The organism is Clostridioides sp. ZZV14-6387 (assembly GCF_020657835.1).
GTDB lineage: Bacteria > Bacillota > Clostridia > Peptostreptococcales > Peptostreptococcaceae > Clostridioides > Clostridioides difficile_A.
In genome coordinates this window covers 78,135-93,447 of the sequence record NZ_JAGWCW010000010.1, presented here as the reverse complement: position 1 = coordinate 93,447, position 15,313 = coordinate 78,135, and the positions used below count along the sequence as shown (strand labels likewise).

General features: G+C 27.0%; 14 protein-coding genes. 11 read left to right on the top strand and 3 right to left on the bottom strand.

All coding sequences use genetic code 11. From position 1 onward, the window contains the following. Window positions 1–32: 32 nt before the first annotated feature. From KGF38_RS08510 to KGF38_RS08495, 4 genes are read left to right on the top strand one after another with little or no spacing between them, the layout of a single operon-like run. Entirely contained in the window at window positions 33–1,109 is a 1,077-nt protein-coding gene (locus KGF38_RS08510) for an HpcH/HpaI aldolase/citrate lyase family protein (protein WP_054270121.1), read from the top strand. Next, complete coding sequence (locus KGF38_RS08505; RefSeq protein WP_074179802.1) at window positions 1,087–2,325, top strand: phosphoribosyltransferase family protein; 1,239 nt, start codon at window positions 1,087–1,089, stop codon at window positions 2,323–2,325. Before KGF38_RS08510 ends, KGF38_RS08505 begins: the two co-directional genes overlap by 23 nt. 53 nt (window positions 2,326–2,378) lie before the next feature. After that, window positions 2,379–3,467 (top strand): cysteine protease StiP family protein, encoded by a 1,089-nt coding sequence (locus tag KGF38_RS08500; RefSeq protein WP_074179801.1) that lies wholly within the window; start codon window positions 2,379–2,381, stop codon window positions 3,465–3,467. 27 nt (window positions 3,468–3,494) lie between these two features. Further along, window positions 3,495–4,286, top strand: a complete 792-nt coding sequence (locus tag KGF38_RS08495) for an HAD hydrolase family protein (RefSeq protein ID WP_054270124.1) — start codon at window positions 3,495–3,497, stop codon at window positions 4,284–4,286. A 116-nt stretch (window positions 4,287–4,402) separates the two neighbouring features. On the opposite strand, the gene KGF38_RS08490 is transcribed toward KGF38_RS08495, so the two are convergent. Continuing rightward, the gene (locus KGF38_RS08490; RefSeq protein ID WP_065388385.1) at window positions 4,403–4,957 is read right to left on the bottom strand and encodes a cupin domain-containing protein; all 555 of its coding nucleotides are present in this window, start codon (window positions 4,955–4,957) and stop codon (window positions 4,403–4,405) included. 193 nt (window positions 4,958–5,150) lie between these two features. Here KGF38_RS08490 and KGF38_RS08485 point away from each other — a divergent pair, with 193 nt between their 5' ends. From KGF38_RS08485 to KGF38_RS08455, 7 genes are all read left to right on the top strand, one after another. After that, a complete protein-coding gene (locus KGF38_RS08485; RefSeq protein WP_054270125.1) occupies window positions 5,151–6,353 on the top strand; it encodes a DUF819 domain-containing protein in 1,203 nt (400 codons plus the stop codon). Window positions 6,354–6,427: 74 nt separating this feature from the next. Further along, a complete protein-coding gene (locus KGF38_RS08480) occupies window positions 6,428–7,408 on the top strand; it encodes a dipeptidase (RefSeq protein ID WP_074179799.1) in 981 nt (326 codons plus the stop codon). A gap of 259 nt (window positions 7,409–7,667) precedes the next feature. Further along, window positions 7,668–8,621 (top strand): ABC transporter permease, encoded by a 954-nt coding sequence (locus tag KGF38_RS08475; protein WP_074179798.1) that lies wholly within the window; start codon window positions 7,668–7,670, stop codon window positions 8,619–8,621. Further along, complete coding sequence (locus KGF38_RS08470; RefSeq protein ID WP_074179797.1) at window positions 8,611–9,567, top strand: iron chelate uptake ABC transporter family permease subunit; 957 nt, start codon at window positions 8,611–8,613, stop codon at window positions 9,565–9,567. Before KGF38_RS08475 ends, KGF38_RS08470 begins: the two co-directional genes overlap by 11 nt. Further along, complete coding sequence (locus KGF38_RS08465; RefSeq protein WP_054270129.1) at window positions 9,564–10,319, top strand: ABC transporter ATP-binding protein; 756 nt, start codon at window positions 9,564–9,566, stop codon at window positions 10,317–10,319. The genes KGF38_RS08470 and KGF38_RS08465 overlap by 4 nt, the downstream gene beginning before the upstream one ends. 99 nt (window positions 10,320–10,418) lie before the next feature. Then, window positions 10,419–11,387, top strand: a complete 969-nt coding sequence (locus KGF38_RS08460; RefSeq protein WP_074179796.1) for a siderophore ABC transporter substrate-binding protein — start codon at window positions 10,419–10,421, stop codon at window positions 11,385–11,387. A gap of 427 nt (window positions 11,388–11,814) precedes the next feature. Then, window positions 11,815–13,689: a putative bifunctional diguanylate cyclase/phosphodiesterase gene (locus KGF38_RS08455; RefSeq protein ID WP_074178335.1), complete on the top strand. Its 1,875-nt coding sequence runs from the start codon at window positions 11,815–11,817 to the stop codon at window positions 13,687–13,689. A gap of 50 nt (window positions 13,690–13,739) precedes the next feature. On the opposite strand, the gene KGF38_RS08450 is transcribed toward KGF38_RS08455, so the two are convergent. Next, window positions 13,740–14,339, bottom strand: coding sequence for a TerD family protein (locus tag KGF38_RS08450; RefSeq protein WP_054270132.1), 600 nt, complete (start codon window positions 14,337–14,339; stop codon window positions 13,740–13,742). 102 nt (window positions 14,340–14,441) lie between these two features. Then, entirely contained in the window at window positions 14,442–15,239 is a 798-nt protein-coding gene (locus KGF38_RS08445) for a MetQ/NlpA family ABC transporter substrate-binding protein (protein ID WP_054270133.1), read from the bottom strand. Between the last annotated feature and the right edge of the window lie 74 nt (window positions 15,240–15,313).

The window sequence follows — 15,313 nt, the reverse complement described above, 5'->3', positions numbered from 1 at the left end:
GGCCCTTTCTATGTATATGAGGAGGCCATACATTGAAATATTTCGATTATATCTGCAAAGATGATTTGAAAAAAATTTTTTTGAAAGAGCCAAAAGACTTTAATGCTAAGACTGAAAAAGATGTATTGAAATATGCACTAGGTGCTTTTTTATACGTTCCAGCTACTCAATATAATATGATTTATAAGAGTATTATAGGAGATGTTAGAGGAGTTAGACCATTGGCTATTTGCTTAGAAGATGCTGTTGGGGTAAATGGAGAGTTAGAGGCTATAGAAAATCTTAGGTTAATTTTGAAAGATATTAGTGATGAAAGTATAACAAACAAAGATGGAATACCATTAATTTTTGTAAGGATAAAAGATGTGGAGCAATTGTTGAGGATTAAAGATATTATAGTTAAAAATAGTCATACTATAACAGGCATATTAATTCCTAAAGCAAATTCAGAGTTAATAGAAAATTGTATAAAAGCTTTGAGCTCTATGAATCTTCAAGATATGTATGTTATTCCAATAATAGAGACAAGGGAATTTATATATAAGGAAAGTAAAGAATTGAGTTTTAATAATTTATACAATTCTATTTTAAAACACAAGTCAAGAATACTCAGTATTAGAGTAGGTATAACTGACATATTAGGTATGTATGGTATAAGAAGAGACAAAAACTTTTCTATATATGACAATTTGATTTGCTCTTCATTTATACTAGATATAATTACGTATCTTCAAAGGCCAGAGTTAGATATACCTATAAGTGGAGGAGTATCAGAGTTCTTTGATATGACAAATAAGGATATAAGAAGTAAGTATATAGAAGAAATATTGTTGGATAAATTTCATGGGCTAATTGGAAAGACAGTAATTCATCCAATGCAAATTCAGATTGTACAAGCACTATCTGCAGTGTCATATGAAGATTTTACTGATGCTTTGGATATATTGAATAGCACAAATAGCAAATATGGTGTGAGCAAAGGTATACTAGGAGAGAGAATGAATGAGACAAATCCACATTTTTTATGGGCTAAAAAAACATTGATTCTATCTAAAATATATGGTGTATTAAATAAAGGAGTAGACTATGAAGAATTGCTTAAATTTTAATTGTGAAATTGACATTATTGATAATCCATTAAATTTAGAATTAAATGATTTTTTAGATATAGGAATAAGAAACAATAGTAAGAGACGTTTTTTATTCATATCAAAGACACTTGGTAAGCATCTAGCATGCAAACCAAGTGAGATGGATAATTTGGGAAAATTAATAGCCACAATTTATAATGAAAAAAATAAAGTAACATCAAATGGTACTGTTATAGCTTTTGCTGAAACTGGCACAGCTATTGGGCATAGTTTTTTTGATTACTTATGTGGAGAATACGAATTTATTCACACTACTAGAGAACAGTTTGATGAGTTAGAGAATCTAGAATTTTTAGAGGAACATTCTCATGCAACAGACCAAAATCTATACTTTGGAATGCTTAACAACTTCAAAACTGGAGATGAGGTGATATTAGTTGATGATGAGATTACCACAGCTAATACATGTATGAATATAATTAGGAAGATTCAAAGTATTTATCCTAAAAAGAAGTACACAATATGTTCCATACTTAATTGGGTGAGTGATGAGAACTTAAGAAAAGTTACTTATTTAGAAAAAGAACTAGATTGTAAGATAGAATTTGTATACTTATTTAAAGGAAACTTTGATTTTGATATAAATGAAGATATTATTTCAAATTACAATGATAATTATAATACTGCTGAGTCACAATCTATTTCAAATGATAAAGTAAACTTAGTAGTAAATCACATTAATGTTGACCTAGAAGATTATATTGGGAATAAGAAATACGTAAAATATACAGGTAGATTTGGAATCAATAGAAGAGAACAGTTTAGATTAAAAGAAATTGTAAAGAGAGAAAGCAAAAAAATAACTATGGATAATAAAGAATCTTTAAAAAATGAAAATGAAAAGATTCTATTTTTAGGTACTGAAGAATTTATGTATATACCAATGTTGTTTGCTAAAGAAAAAGAAAATCAATATGATGTGTACTATCATTCAACAACAAGAAGTCCAATTATTGATATTGAAAAAAATAATTATCCTATTAGAAGTAAGTTTAAATTAAAGAGTTTTTATAATATAGATGTTCAAAATTATATTTATAATATAGATAAACATAATTTTTCTAAATGTTATTTATTTGTAGAGTTAAATAAGAGTAAAAATTCTTATCTGGAATTTATTGATATAATTAAAAATACAAGTATAAAAGAACTTACTATAGTATGTTGTAGCTAAATGCTTTAAGGGGAGTAAGATATATCACAGTTTTAAGATAGGAGTTGAATCATATGGCAGATTTTAGCACATATTCTAAGGATGATGTTATCTTTTTATTAAAAGATATATCAAATTTAATTAAAGAAGAAGGAAATAAAGAGAGAGAATTAAAAATACAAAGTGGTAGTCATTATTCAGAAATGATACCAATAGAGTATGAAGTTAGTGAAGATTATCTGAATTTATATCATGATAAACTAGAGCAAAATAAAGATAAGCTTGCATTTTCAATAGGGGTTATGTGTGAAAAAATAATTAAAAAAAATGGGAATGATGTGGTTTTAGTTTCACTTGCTAGAGCAGGTACACCTATTGGAATTTTGGCAAAGAGATATCTGAAAAACAAGTATAATCTAAATTTACCTCATTATACAATCTCTATAATAAGAGATAAAGGAATAGATATGAATGCAGTTGAATATATAGTAAAGAATCATCCAAATTCAGAGATTCAATTTTTAGATGGTTGGACTGGAAAAGGAACTATATCAAAAGAACTTGAAAAGGCATGTGATGAGCTTAATAGTAAATTTAAAAAAACTTTTGACTCAACCCTTGCTGTATTGGCTGACCCTGCTGGATATTCAGGTCTTTATGGAATTAGAGAAGATTTCTTAATACCAAGTGCATGTTTAAATTCAACTGTTTCTGGATTAATAAGTAGAACTGTATTAAGAGATGATTTAATTGGTAAAGATGATTTTCATGGAGCTAAGTTCTATAAACATTTAAAAGATAAAGACGAATCTATAAATTATATAGAAACTATAGAAGCATGTTTTAAAAATCAATTTAAGAACATATCTGATGAAGTTAATAAATGGGAAAGTGATATTATAACAAAAGATGGGTATTTTGATGTTTTAAATATAAAGGAAAAGTACAACATAACAGACATTAATTTTATCAAACCAGGTGTTGGAGAAACAACAAGAGTTTTACTTAGAAGAGTTCCATATAAGATTCTAGTTAAAGACTTAAATGATAAATCTTTAGAGCACATATTTATATTAGCTAAAGAGAAAAATGTTGAAGTTGAACAAATGGACTTAAAAGCATATAAATGTTGTGGAATAATAAAAAATATGAAAGATATTTAGAAAATATATTAGACAGGAGAATACTGAATGATTGTTTTTTCAGACTTAGACAGGAGTATTATTTACTCTGATAAATTTTTAGACACTGATAAGAAATATACTAATATAGAAATTTATAGAGAAAAAGAAATATCTTATATATCTTTAGATACTATAAATTTAATAAAGCAAATACAATATTATGGTATGTTTATACCTACAACTACTAGAACAGTAGAGCAATTTAAGCGTATAGAATTTAATAAATATGGGATTCATTTTCCATTTAGTATAACTTCAAATGGAGCAATTATACTTAAAAATAATGAAATATTAAAATCGTGGAGTAAAGAAATAGATAAATTAAAGTCTAACTATGAACCCATTGAAAGTATGATTGTAAAATTTAAAGATTATCTGAATGTAGAAGGAATAACCAACTTTAAAGTTGCAGAAGATACATTTTTTTATATAGTTGTTGATTTTGCAAAATTTAGTTTGGATTCAATTAGGGAGTATCTAGATATATTGGAATCAAAAAATTGGAAATTCTATGTTAGTGGCAGAAAAATCTATTTTATACCAAAAGAAATCTCAAAAGAAAATGCTATAAAGTATTTGACTAAGGAATTAAAAATAGAGTCTTTTTATGCAATAGGAGATTCTGTTATGGATTATGGTATGCTCAATATTTCAAATAAAGCATATGTATTAAAGCATGGTGATATAAATAAAAATGAAACAGAAAGTTCATTTATATCGAGTACTTTTAATGGAATGAGTGGAACAGAAGAGATACTATCTAATATTTTAGATGAAAGTTGTCTGCTTAATATATAATAATAAATATATATAATTAATAAACTAAAAAAATCTGAAATAAATTAGAATAAAATTTGTCATACTAATTTATTTCAGATTTTTATTAATTTATATTCAAGTAAGAGTTCAATATATTAAAATGAAGGTGGAGTCATTGCCCAAACTGAGATACATATATCATCATCATAATTTTCATATACATGTGGAATAGTACTGTTAAAATAAAAACTATCTCCTTCTTCTAGTACATATTCCTTATTTCCAAGTATTATCTTCATTTTTCCTTTTATTATATAACCACATTCTTCCCCTTCATGTGTTACAAATTCACTACTTTTTTTTGTATGACCATCTAGCGTAACAAGTAAAAATTCTATTTTCTTACCAGATAAATTAGGAACAAGAAGTTCATAAAATTTTGTAGAATCATTAGTTACTATTTTTTTTCTATTGTTTTTCTTTACCACTATATCAGAGTATTCTTTTCCAATCTCATCAAAAAAATAACCTATATTTATATCAAGAGCTTTTGATATTTTCCACATTGCTACAATTGATGGAACAACCATATTTCGCTCAATTTGACTTATTAAACCCGTACTTAAATCCGAGTTCTTTGCTAAAGTAGAGATACTGATATTTTTAGATTTTCTAAGAGCTCTAATTTTACTTCCGACATCTATATTCATTAGATACAAACCCCCTTAGACATGATTATAACATATAATTTCTAAAGAATAATAAAATAAAAAAGTTTTATTATTCATGTATTTTCCATGTTATATTGAATTTTCTGAAAAGATGGATTATAATAAAACTAATATTCAATATATTGAATATTGATTTGAATATTTTAATTTAATGAAATAGGAGGTAGGTAAGATGAAGAGTTTTGTAAGTCCTGATAATATTTGGGTACTATGGGCAGTCATAACTGGATGGGCAGCATTTAGTATTTATCTGGAACAAAAGTACAACTGGGCATCGAAAATATCAGGGGCAATAATAGCTCTTGTAGGAGCCATGTTACTATCAAATCTAAATATCATACCAGTAGAGTCTGTTGTGTATGACCAGGTATGGGGATATGTTGTTCCTTTAGCCATAGCTTTACTGTTATATCAATGTAACATTAAAAAGATATGGAAAGAAAGTGGAAGATTACTTGTAATATTTCTTGTAGGCTCTGTAGGAACTGTTCTTGGAGCTATGGTTGGATTTTTACTATTAAAAAATGCAGTACCAGATTTAAATATTGTTGCAGCTATGATGACAGGTTCTTATATAGGTGGAAATGTAAACTTCGCAGCCATGTCAGGAGCATTTAATGCACCCGGAGAATTAGTATCAGCAACAGTTGTAGCAGATAATCTTTTAATGGCTTTATATTTCTTTGTTTTAATAGCTATCCCATCCATTGGATTTTTTAGAAAACATTTTAAACATCCACATGTAGATGAGATGGAACGTACTGATGTAACTGAAGGAGAAACAATAGCAGCAAACTATTGGGGAAGAAAAGAAATATCTTTAAAAGATATAGCAATAGCTATTGGTAGTGCCTTTATAATTGTTGCAGTATCTGTAGAGTTATCAACTTGGTTCAAAGCTATAATACCAACATCAAATCCTTTTTTAGCAATGTTAAATACTCTATTCGGTAATCAATATTTAATAATAACTACTTTGACTATGTTATTTGCTACCTTTATGCCTAAATTCTTTAGTGATATAAAAGGAGCACAAGAGATAGGTACATTTTTGATTTATATATTCTTTGTAGTAGTAGGTGTTCCTGCTTCTATAACATTAATAATTCAAAAATCACCACTACTACTTTTATACTGTGGAATAATGGTACTAATAAATATGTTAGTTACATTTATAGTTGCCAAAATATTTAAATTTAGTTTAGAAGAAGCCATTCTTGCATCTAATGCAAATATTGGTGGACCTACAACAGCAGCAGCTATGGCAATATCAAAAGGCTGGTCTAAACTAGTAGGACCAATACTTATAGTTGGAACATTTGGATACATAGTTGGTAATTATTTTGGCCTTTTAGTGGGAAATATTTTAATATAATTTTAATTTAATATAGTTTTTCGTGAATTAAAAAGTTTATTTTGATAAAGATTTTTATTTAACTGGAGGTTGTTATGATTTTCGATGGACATTCAGATACTTGGGCAGATGTAACAATAAGAAGACTTAACGGGGAGAAAGATGTATTTAGAAGAATTCATCTTGATAGTTTTAAAAGAGCAAATATAGAAGGAGCTATCTTTGTAATATGGATAGACCCTCCATATGATAAGGAACCTGAAAAAAGAGTTAAACAAATTGTAAACTCCATAAAAGATGAAATTGAAGATATGAAAGATATTGTAAATATAGTAAAAAAATATTCTGATATAAGTAAAGGTATAAGTGAAAATAAAATAAATATTTTAATTGGAATAGAAGGATTAAGTCATATTGGAAAAAATATAGATTTAATAGATTATTTTTACAAGGAAGTTGGAGCAAGACATGCATCGTTAACTTGGAATGAGCAAAATGAACTTGCGACAGGATGTTTAGGAGATAAGAACAGAGGTTTAACTGAAATAGGGAAAAAAGCAGTAAATAAGATGGAAGAATTGGGCATGATTGTGGATGTGTCACATTTGAATGACAAGTCATTTTGGGATTTGATGTCTATTGTAAGTAAGCCAGTAATAGCTTCTCATTCTAACGCAAGAAATCTATGTGATGCTAAAAGAAATCTTACAGATGCTCAATTAAAAGAAATTTCAAAGACAGGTGGATTAGTAGGAATAAATAGTTTTAGAGGATTTACTAATAGTAATCCCAAAAAACAAGATTTGATACACTTAGTTGACCATATAGACTATATGGTAAATCTTATAGGTATAGAACATGTATCTTTTGGGTTTGACTTTAGTGATTACTTGAGGACAGAAACTATAGGTTCTTTTACTGAAAATGCCAGTATTCCAAGTGTAGATGGTCTTGAGAGCACACATACAGCACATAATATAATAGTAGAGCTTGAAAATAGAGGTTATAAAAAAAGAGATATAGATTTAATTTCTAGTGGTAATTTTTATAGACTCTTTAAAGATATATTAAAATAATATAATGAATAGTTTAAACGCATAAGATATTTATTATATTTAATGTAACACATACATATTTAAATTAGCATTTATAATTTATTTTATTAAATTGAATTTTAATGTTACTAGAAGTTTCAATTCTAGTAACATTTTTTATATGTAAAACAAAAAATATATATACAACTATTGACAATGATAATTATTATTGATAAACTATAAAAGTGAAAAATGATAATAATTATCATTTTAAATAAAGAAAAGTTTTTAAGGAGGGAGAATGAAAAAAAGGTATTTAGTCATAGGAATAATAATTTTGTCTTATTTTTCTTTATTTATAGGAGCTGAAGATATAAATATAATGCATCTATTTGCAAAAAATCAACATAAACTTATGGTATTTGTTATAAGTAGAATACCAAGATTGATAAGTATATTGATTGCAGGTGTAGGGATGAGTATAGCAGGTCTTATAATGCAACAGATAAGTAAAAATAAATTTGTATCACCCACAACAGGGGCTACAATAGATGCAGCTCAATTTGGTATAGTAATTTGTATGCTTTTAATACCAACTGCGTCTATTCTTACAAAGACCATAATAGCATTTGTATTTTCTCTTATAGGGACTTTTATGTTTATGAAAATAATAAGCAGATTACAATTTAAAAATATAATTTTCGTACCATTAGTAGGTATAATGTTTGGAAATATAATAGGTTCTATGACAGATTTTATTGCATATAAATACGATTTGAGTCAAAATGTAAGTTCTTGGATGCAAGGTGACTTTTCTATGATACTTAAAGGAAATTATGAGATATTATACATTACAATACCTCTTATAATATTAGCATATATCTATGCAAATAAATTTACTGTTGTTGGCATGGGCATAGATTTTGCAACAAACTTAGGGTTGAGCTACAAAAAGGTTGTTAATATAGGTTTGGTAATAGTGGCCCTTGTCACAGTATGTGTAGTCGTTACAGCTGGTAACATACCTTTTATAGGTCTAATAGTTCCAAACATTGTGTCCTTATATATGGGTGATAATATAAGAGCAAACATATGGTATACTGGTTTATTTGGAGCTATATTTGTGCTTATATGCGATATTTTTGGAAGGATAATTATTTATCCATATGAAATATCTATAGGACTTACAGTTGGAGTCATAGGAAGTATACTATTCCTTTATTTGATACTAAGGAGGAATGTAAATGAAGCTTAGTCTTAATAAAAAAATTTATTTCATTAGTATATTACTATTAATATCAATAGTGATTTTTACAATTTATGGAATAGATATGAATAATATAGATTATGCACTATCACAAAGAATACCAAAAATACTTGCTATGATATTAGGTGGAGGGTGTATAGCATTTACTACTGTAGTGTTTCAAACAATTACAAACAATCAAATACTAACACCAAGCGTATTAGGATTGGATTCATTATATGTAATGATTCAAACTATAATAGTATTTATATTTGGTTCAACTAGCAGTTTGATTATTAATGAAAATTATAATTTTATTGTCAATGTTGCTGTTATGATTGGAGCATCAATGTTATTATATAAGACATTATTTGAAAAAAATAAAAATAATATTTTCTTTTTAGTCCTAGTAGGTATGATATTTGGAACATTATTTAAAAGTGCAACAACCTTTATTCAAGTAATGATAGACCCAAATGAATTTCTAGCTTTACAAACTAGTATAATGGCCAGTTTAAATAATATAAATACTAATGTACTTTTAATAGCATTTATAATAATTATTGCCATGATACCTTTTATATATGACGAAATAAAGTATTTAGATGTATTATCATTGGGTAGAGAGCAATCAATTAATTTAGGTGTAGATTTTGATAAAGTAGTTAAAAAAATGATAATAGTAATAGCGATTTTAGTTTCAATATCAACAGCACTTATTGGTCCAATGACATTTTTAGGGCTTTTACTTGCTAATATATCTAGAGAAGTTTTTAAAACGTATAAGCATACATATTTAATTTTTGGTTCTATGCTAATAGGCATGATTACATTAATAATTGGTCAATTTTTTATACAACATGTATTTAAATTTGATACTACTTTGAGTGTAGTAATAAATTTCATAGGAGGAATTTACTTTATTCAGTTATTGTTAAAGGGGGCAAATAAGTGATAGAAATAAGAAATATATTTAAAAAATATAAGAACAAAAATGTTGTAGAAGATGTTTCTTTTAATATAGAGAAAGGAAAGATAACTTCTTTTATAGGACCAAATGGAGCTGGGAAAAGTACTGTATTATCAATAGTAACAAGGCTTATAGGTGGTGATAGTGGCGAAGTAATAATAGAAGGGAAAAACTTAGCTAGCTACACTAACAAGGAATTAGCTAAAAAAATAGCTATTCTTAAACAATCTAATAATATAACTTTAAGGCTCACAATAAGGGAATTGGTTGGGTTTGGAAGATTTCCGTATAGTGAAGGAAATCTAACTAAAGAGGATGAGAAGTATATTGATGAAGCGATAGAATATATGAAATTGACTGATATACAACATAAATATCTAGATGAGTTGAGCGGAGGTCAGAGACAAAGAGCCTATATAGCAATGGTAATAGCCCAAGATACAGAGTATATATTGCTTGATGAACCACTTAATAATTTAGATATGAATCATTCAGTTCAGATGATGAAAGTGCTTAGAGACCTTTGTGATGACCTAGATAAGACTATAGTGTTAGTAATGCATGATATAAACTTCGCATCATGCTATTCAGATAATATAGTTGCATTAAAAAATGGAAAAATTGAGAAGGTAGGTCGTACAGATGAGATAGTCAATGAAAAAGTTTTAGAAGATATTTATGAGATGAACTTCAATATTAAAAATATAAATGGAAATCGAATTTGTATTTATTTTTAACGAATCATCTATAAAATTCAAAGTATTATATAAAAACAAACGAATTTTATAAAAATTTAAATTAAAATAGACATCAATAAGAAAGAAGGAGATATCAGCATGAATAAAAAAGTAGCAATAGTAGCCACAGTGGTAATAGTAGTATTGGTGACAGTGTTTGCATTAGGTGGAGGCAAAAAAAATGAATCTAAGACATCAGATAATTCAAATAATACTGTAAAGATAACTCATAGTTTGGGAGAAACAGATGTAAAGCTAAATCCTAAGAAGGTAGTAGTATTTGATTATTCAGCTCTAGATACAATGGATACGTTAGGAGTAGGAGAGAGCTTAGTAGGACTTCCAAAATCAAGTTTGCCAACATCTTTAGAAAAATATAAAGATGAAAAATATGCAGATTTAGGAGGATTGAAAGAACCAGACTTAGAAGGTATAAAATCAGCAAATCCAGATTTAATTATAATAAATGGAAGACAAGAAGATTTTTATGAGCAATTATCGAAAATAGCACCAACAATAAGTACAAGTAAAGATGATAAGAAGTATTTGGATTCTGTTAAAAATAATATAGATAAAATAGGAAAAATATTTGGAGTGGAAGAAAAAGCTAATCAAGAGTTTAGTAAAATTGAAAAGAAGATAGAGACTTTAAATAAAAAAGTAAAAGAAAAAAACTTAAATGCTTTAACCCTAATGGTAAATGAAGGTAATTTAAGTGTATTTGGTGAAGAATCAAGATTTAGTATATTATACAATAGTTTTGGATTTGAAAATAAAGATAAAAATATAAAAGAATCAAGTCATGGTCAAAATATTACTTTTGAGTATATAGCTAAACAAAATCCAGAAGTTATGTTTGTTATAGATAGAGGAATAGCTACAGGTAGTGATGTAAAAGAGGGTTCAACAGCAAAGTCTGTTTTAAATAATGATATAATAAAATCTATGGATGCATATAAAAATGATAATGTAATCTATCTGGATTCACCAACATGGTATGTGAATGATGGAGGTCTAACTTCTTTAAATAAAATGATAGATGATGCATCACAAGCAGTTAATAAGTAAATCTATTATTTACAATAAACATGTTTTATTTATTACTTATTTAATCAGCCACTTTAAGTGGCTGATTTTTTATGATTTAAATAATAATCTTAATTACAATATAAATCTATTCAAAATATAATAAAATACAAAGTTATACTGGACAAAAAGAATAATTTTTAAATATAATTGAACTATATAGATGTATGTTGTCGCAATTATATAGTTTTAAGCTATGTTTTACAACTAAAAGTAAGATAACTATATTTGAAAATAAGAATTTCTATATAAAAAACGTTTTTGTAAATGGATATAATGCTAAAAATAAACTATGTAAAATAAAAATTTCTATATCTTAATTGCATATAAGTTTTTATTGGAATTTCATGCATCTTATTTGAAAAATGATTATACACATGAAAAACAACATAGAGGATAGGGGTATTTTATGAAGAGAGTTTTGAAGGTAACTATCTTAGTATTATTTATTTTATTAATTTCTATAAGTTCCATTTCGATTAAATTGATTCATAATATTGGGGACTATGGAAAACTTATTAATTATGTTGGCATTGTTCGGGGAGCTAGTCAGCGTTTAAGCAAATTAGAAATGAACAATAAACCTAATGATGAGTTGATAGATTATATTGATGGGATTTTACATGAATTGATTACAGGGGATGGAAAGTACGGTTTGGTAGATGCTGATTGCAAAAAATATAATGAGTACTTATTTTTACTAGAAAAAAAGTGGAAAGATTTAAACAATGAAATAGAAAAAGTAAGGATGAATGAAGAGAATAATCATTTATTAGATATAAGTGAAGAATTTTTTAATCTTGCAAATAGTACCGTGTTTGAGATAGAAAATTTCTCTAAAGAAAAAAGTGATTATCTAATGACTTTAATAATCATTATATCTACTATAGGTATGTTAGCATGGATTATATTGATTATACAATATAATAGAAAATTAATTAGTTTGGAAAAGCTAAATGTAGATTTAAAAAACATTGCATATAAAGATGAGCTAACAGGAGCAAATACTATAGAAAAGTTTAAGATAGATGCAAATCAAAATATTCACAAATATAAAGATAAGAAATTTGCTATATTCTATATTGATTTTGAAAATTTTAAATACGTTAATGATATATTTGGATATGATTATGGAGATATGATACTGAAAAGATATGCTAATCTTATGATGAATGATATTGGAAAATATGAGATATTCGCAAGAGAAATTGCAGATAGATTTATTGCTTTAAGATGTTATGTAGATAAGTCAGATTTAGTAATAAGGCAAAGAGTTGTAGATGATAAACTAATTAATATTACAAATGAAATTAAAAACAAATATAGTATCACTATTGTCAGTGGAATTTGTTGTATTGAAGATGTGATTGAAAAACTAAACATAGATGATTTAATAAATCGGGCAAACTTTGCACAAAAAACTGTTAAAAATAAACCAGGGACTAATTATGCTTTTTATAATGAAAATATCCGTAAAAAAATGATTGAAGAAAATACAATCAAAAGTAGAATACATGAAGCTATTGAAAATAAAGAATTTATAGTTTATTTTCAACCTAAAGTTAATTTACATAATCAAAAAATAGATTGTGCAGAAGCTTTAGTACGTTGGATGACTCCAGATAAAGGGATTATATCTCCTGCAGTATTTATTCCAATATTGGAAAAGGATTTTTTTATTGGTTTAGTAGATAAGTATGTTTTTGAAGAAGTCTGTATATGGATTAGAAAGAGATTAGATGAAAATAAACCATTTGTTCAGATATCAGTTAATGTTTCTAGAATACAGTTCTATAATACTAAATTTGTGGAAACTTACTCAAATATACAAAAGAAATATAATATACCACGAAATACTATAGAAATTGAATTTACTGAGAGTGTTGCTTTTGAGAATCAAGAACACTTTTTGGAAATTATACATGATTTACATGAAAATGGATTTACTTGTTCTCTAGATGACTTTGGAAAAGGTTACTCATCTTTAGGTGTCTTAAAAGATTTACCATTTGATGTTTTGAAGCTTGATTCTATGTTTTTTAATGCTAGTTTAGACAAAGAAAAAGAAAGAACAGTAATAAAAAATATTATACATATGCTAAAAGAATTGAATATTACAACTGTTGCTGAAGGTATTGAATATAAGGAGCAAGTTGAGTTTCTAAAGGAGATTGGATGTGATTTAGTTCAAGGATATGTATTTTATAAACCAATGCCCATGTTAGAATTTGAGGAACTACTGGATAAAGAATGTGTATATAATAGTTATCAAGTGAATACTTAATGAAAAAAGGGACTGTAAGTAAATTTACTTATAGTCCCTTATAAATACACTTATTTTCTTCCTGCAACCCATTTTAAGCCCCAATGGAACTCATTGTCCATTTCTCTATGACCTTTAAAGTATTTAATTACTTTTTCAACACTGAATGTCTCATCATTTACATTTTCTATCAAGGCTATTGAACACATATTATAGCCATTTTTATGTTCATCAAGTTTAACAACTAAATCTGAATCCTGTTTCTGTTTAATTGTTACAATTCCATCAGCCTCAGACCAATTAGCTACACCTTCATAGATAAAAGCATAAATAAGTATTCTTTTTATTTCTTTTATTTTATTACCATTTATTCTTATGTTTTCTCCTTGTGTATTGCTACCTGTTCGGTCATCTCCATCTAATTGAGCAAAAGGCGGATGTCCTAAACTACCAAAAGAATTACCTAATGCCTGTACAGCACCTTTTACACCATTTTTCATTTCAAACAAGCAACCTAAATCTAAATCTATATTACTGCTTTTTAGAGAGCCAAAAAAACCTTTTTTTTGTATTTTTTGATTCCAATTTAAATTAACTAAGATTTCACCTAAATCACTATTTTCTTTTTTTGTAAGGTTTATTTTTTGCCCCTTTTTTAATTCTATAGCCATAGTAATTTTCCTCCATAAACATAGATTTACTTAAATGGTAGCACTTAACAAGTCAATATTCAACAAGATTAGAATAATAATATTAAAATTATACTAAATATACTAGAAAACAGGAATTACAATGCCTTTATATTTCTCTTCAATTATACTTCTTGCTTTATCTGATGTAAGAACATCTTGTAGAACTTTAATTTTTTCACTATCTTTATCTTCAGTTCTAAATGCCAAAAGATTTGCATACTCATCATTTATAGGTGCTGTATAAAGTCCATTTTTCTTAGCATCAAGGCCAGCAGGTACTGCGTATGTAGTATCTATAAATGCAGCAGTTACATCTGGAAGAGAAGATGGAATTTGAGCGATATCCAATTCTTTAAATTGTATGCCTTTTGGATTTTCTATTATATCTTTAGGACTAACTAATCCATCACCTTTAGGTAAAGTTAAAAGTCCGATACTTTCAAGGTATCTAAGGTCTTTAGAACAAGAAGATGGGTTGTTACTTATTGCGATTGTATCTCCTTTTTTAAATTCATCAATAGATTTTATCTTGTAAGAGTAAAGGATTGCTGGGCATACATATAGTTTTTTTCCAGCCATTATTTTATATCCTTTAGCTTTAACAGCTTCTTTTAGATAAGGTTCATGTTGGAATAGATTTGCATCAATTTCTCCATTATTTAAAGCTTCGTTTGGAAGTATGTAGTCATCAAAATTTTTAACCTCCAAAGTATAACCTTTTTCTTCGATAAGTGGTTTTAATTCTTCTAATAATTCTCCACCTGGTACTAAAGTAGCGCCAACAACAATTTTTTTATCATCGTTACCTTTAGAACATCCAACTATAGATAAAGTAAAAACTAGACATAATAATAAACTTAATAATTTTTTGAATTTCATATAAATTCCCTCCTGAATATGATTGATTAGTTAAAAATAAAATACCCTCTTTTATCACACTGCAAAATAAAATA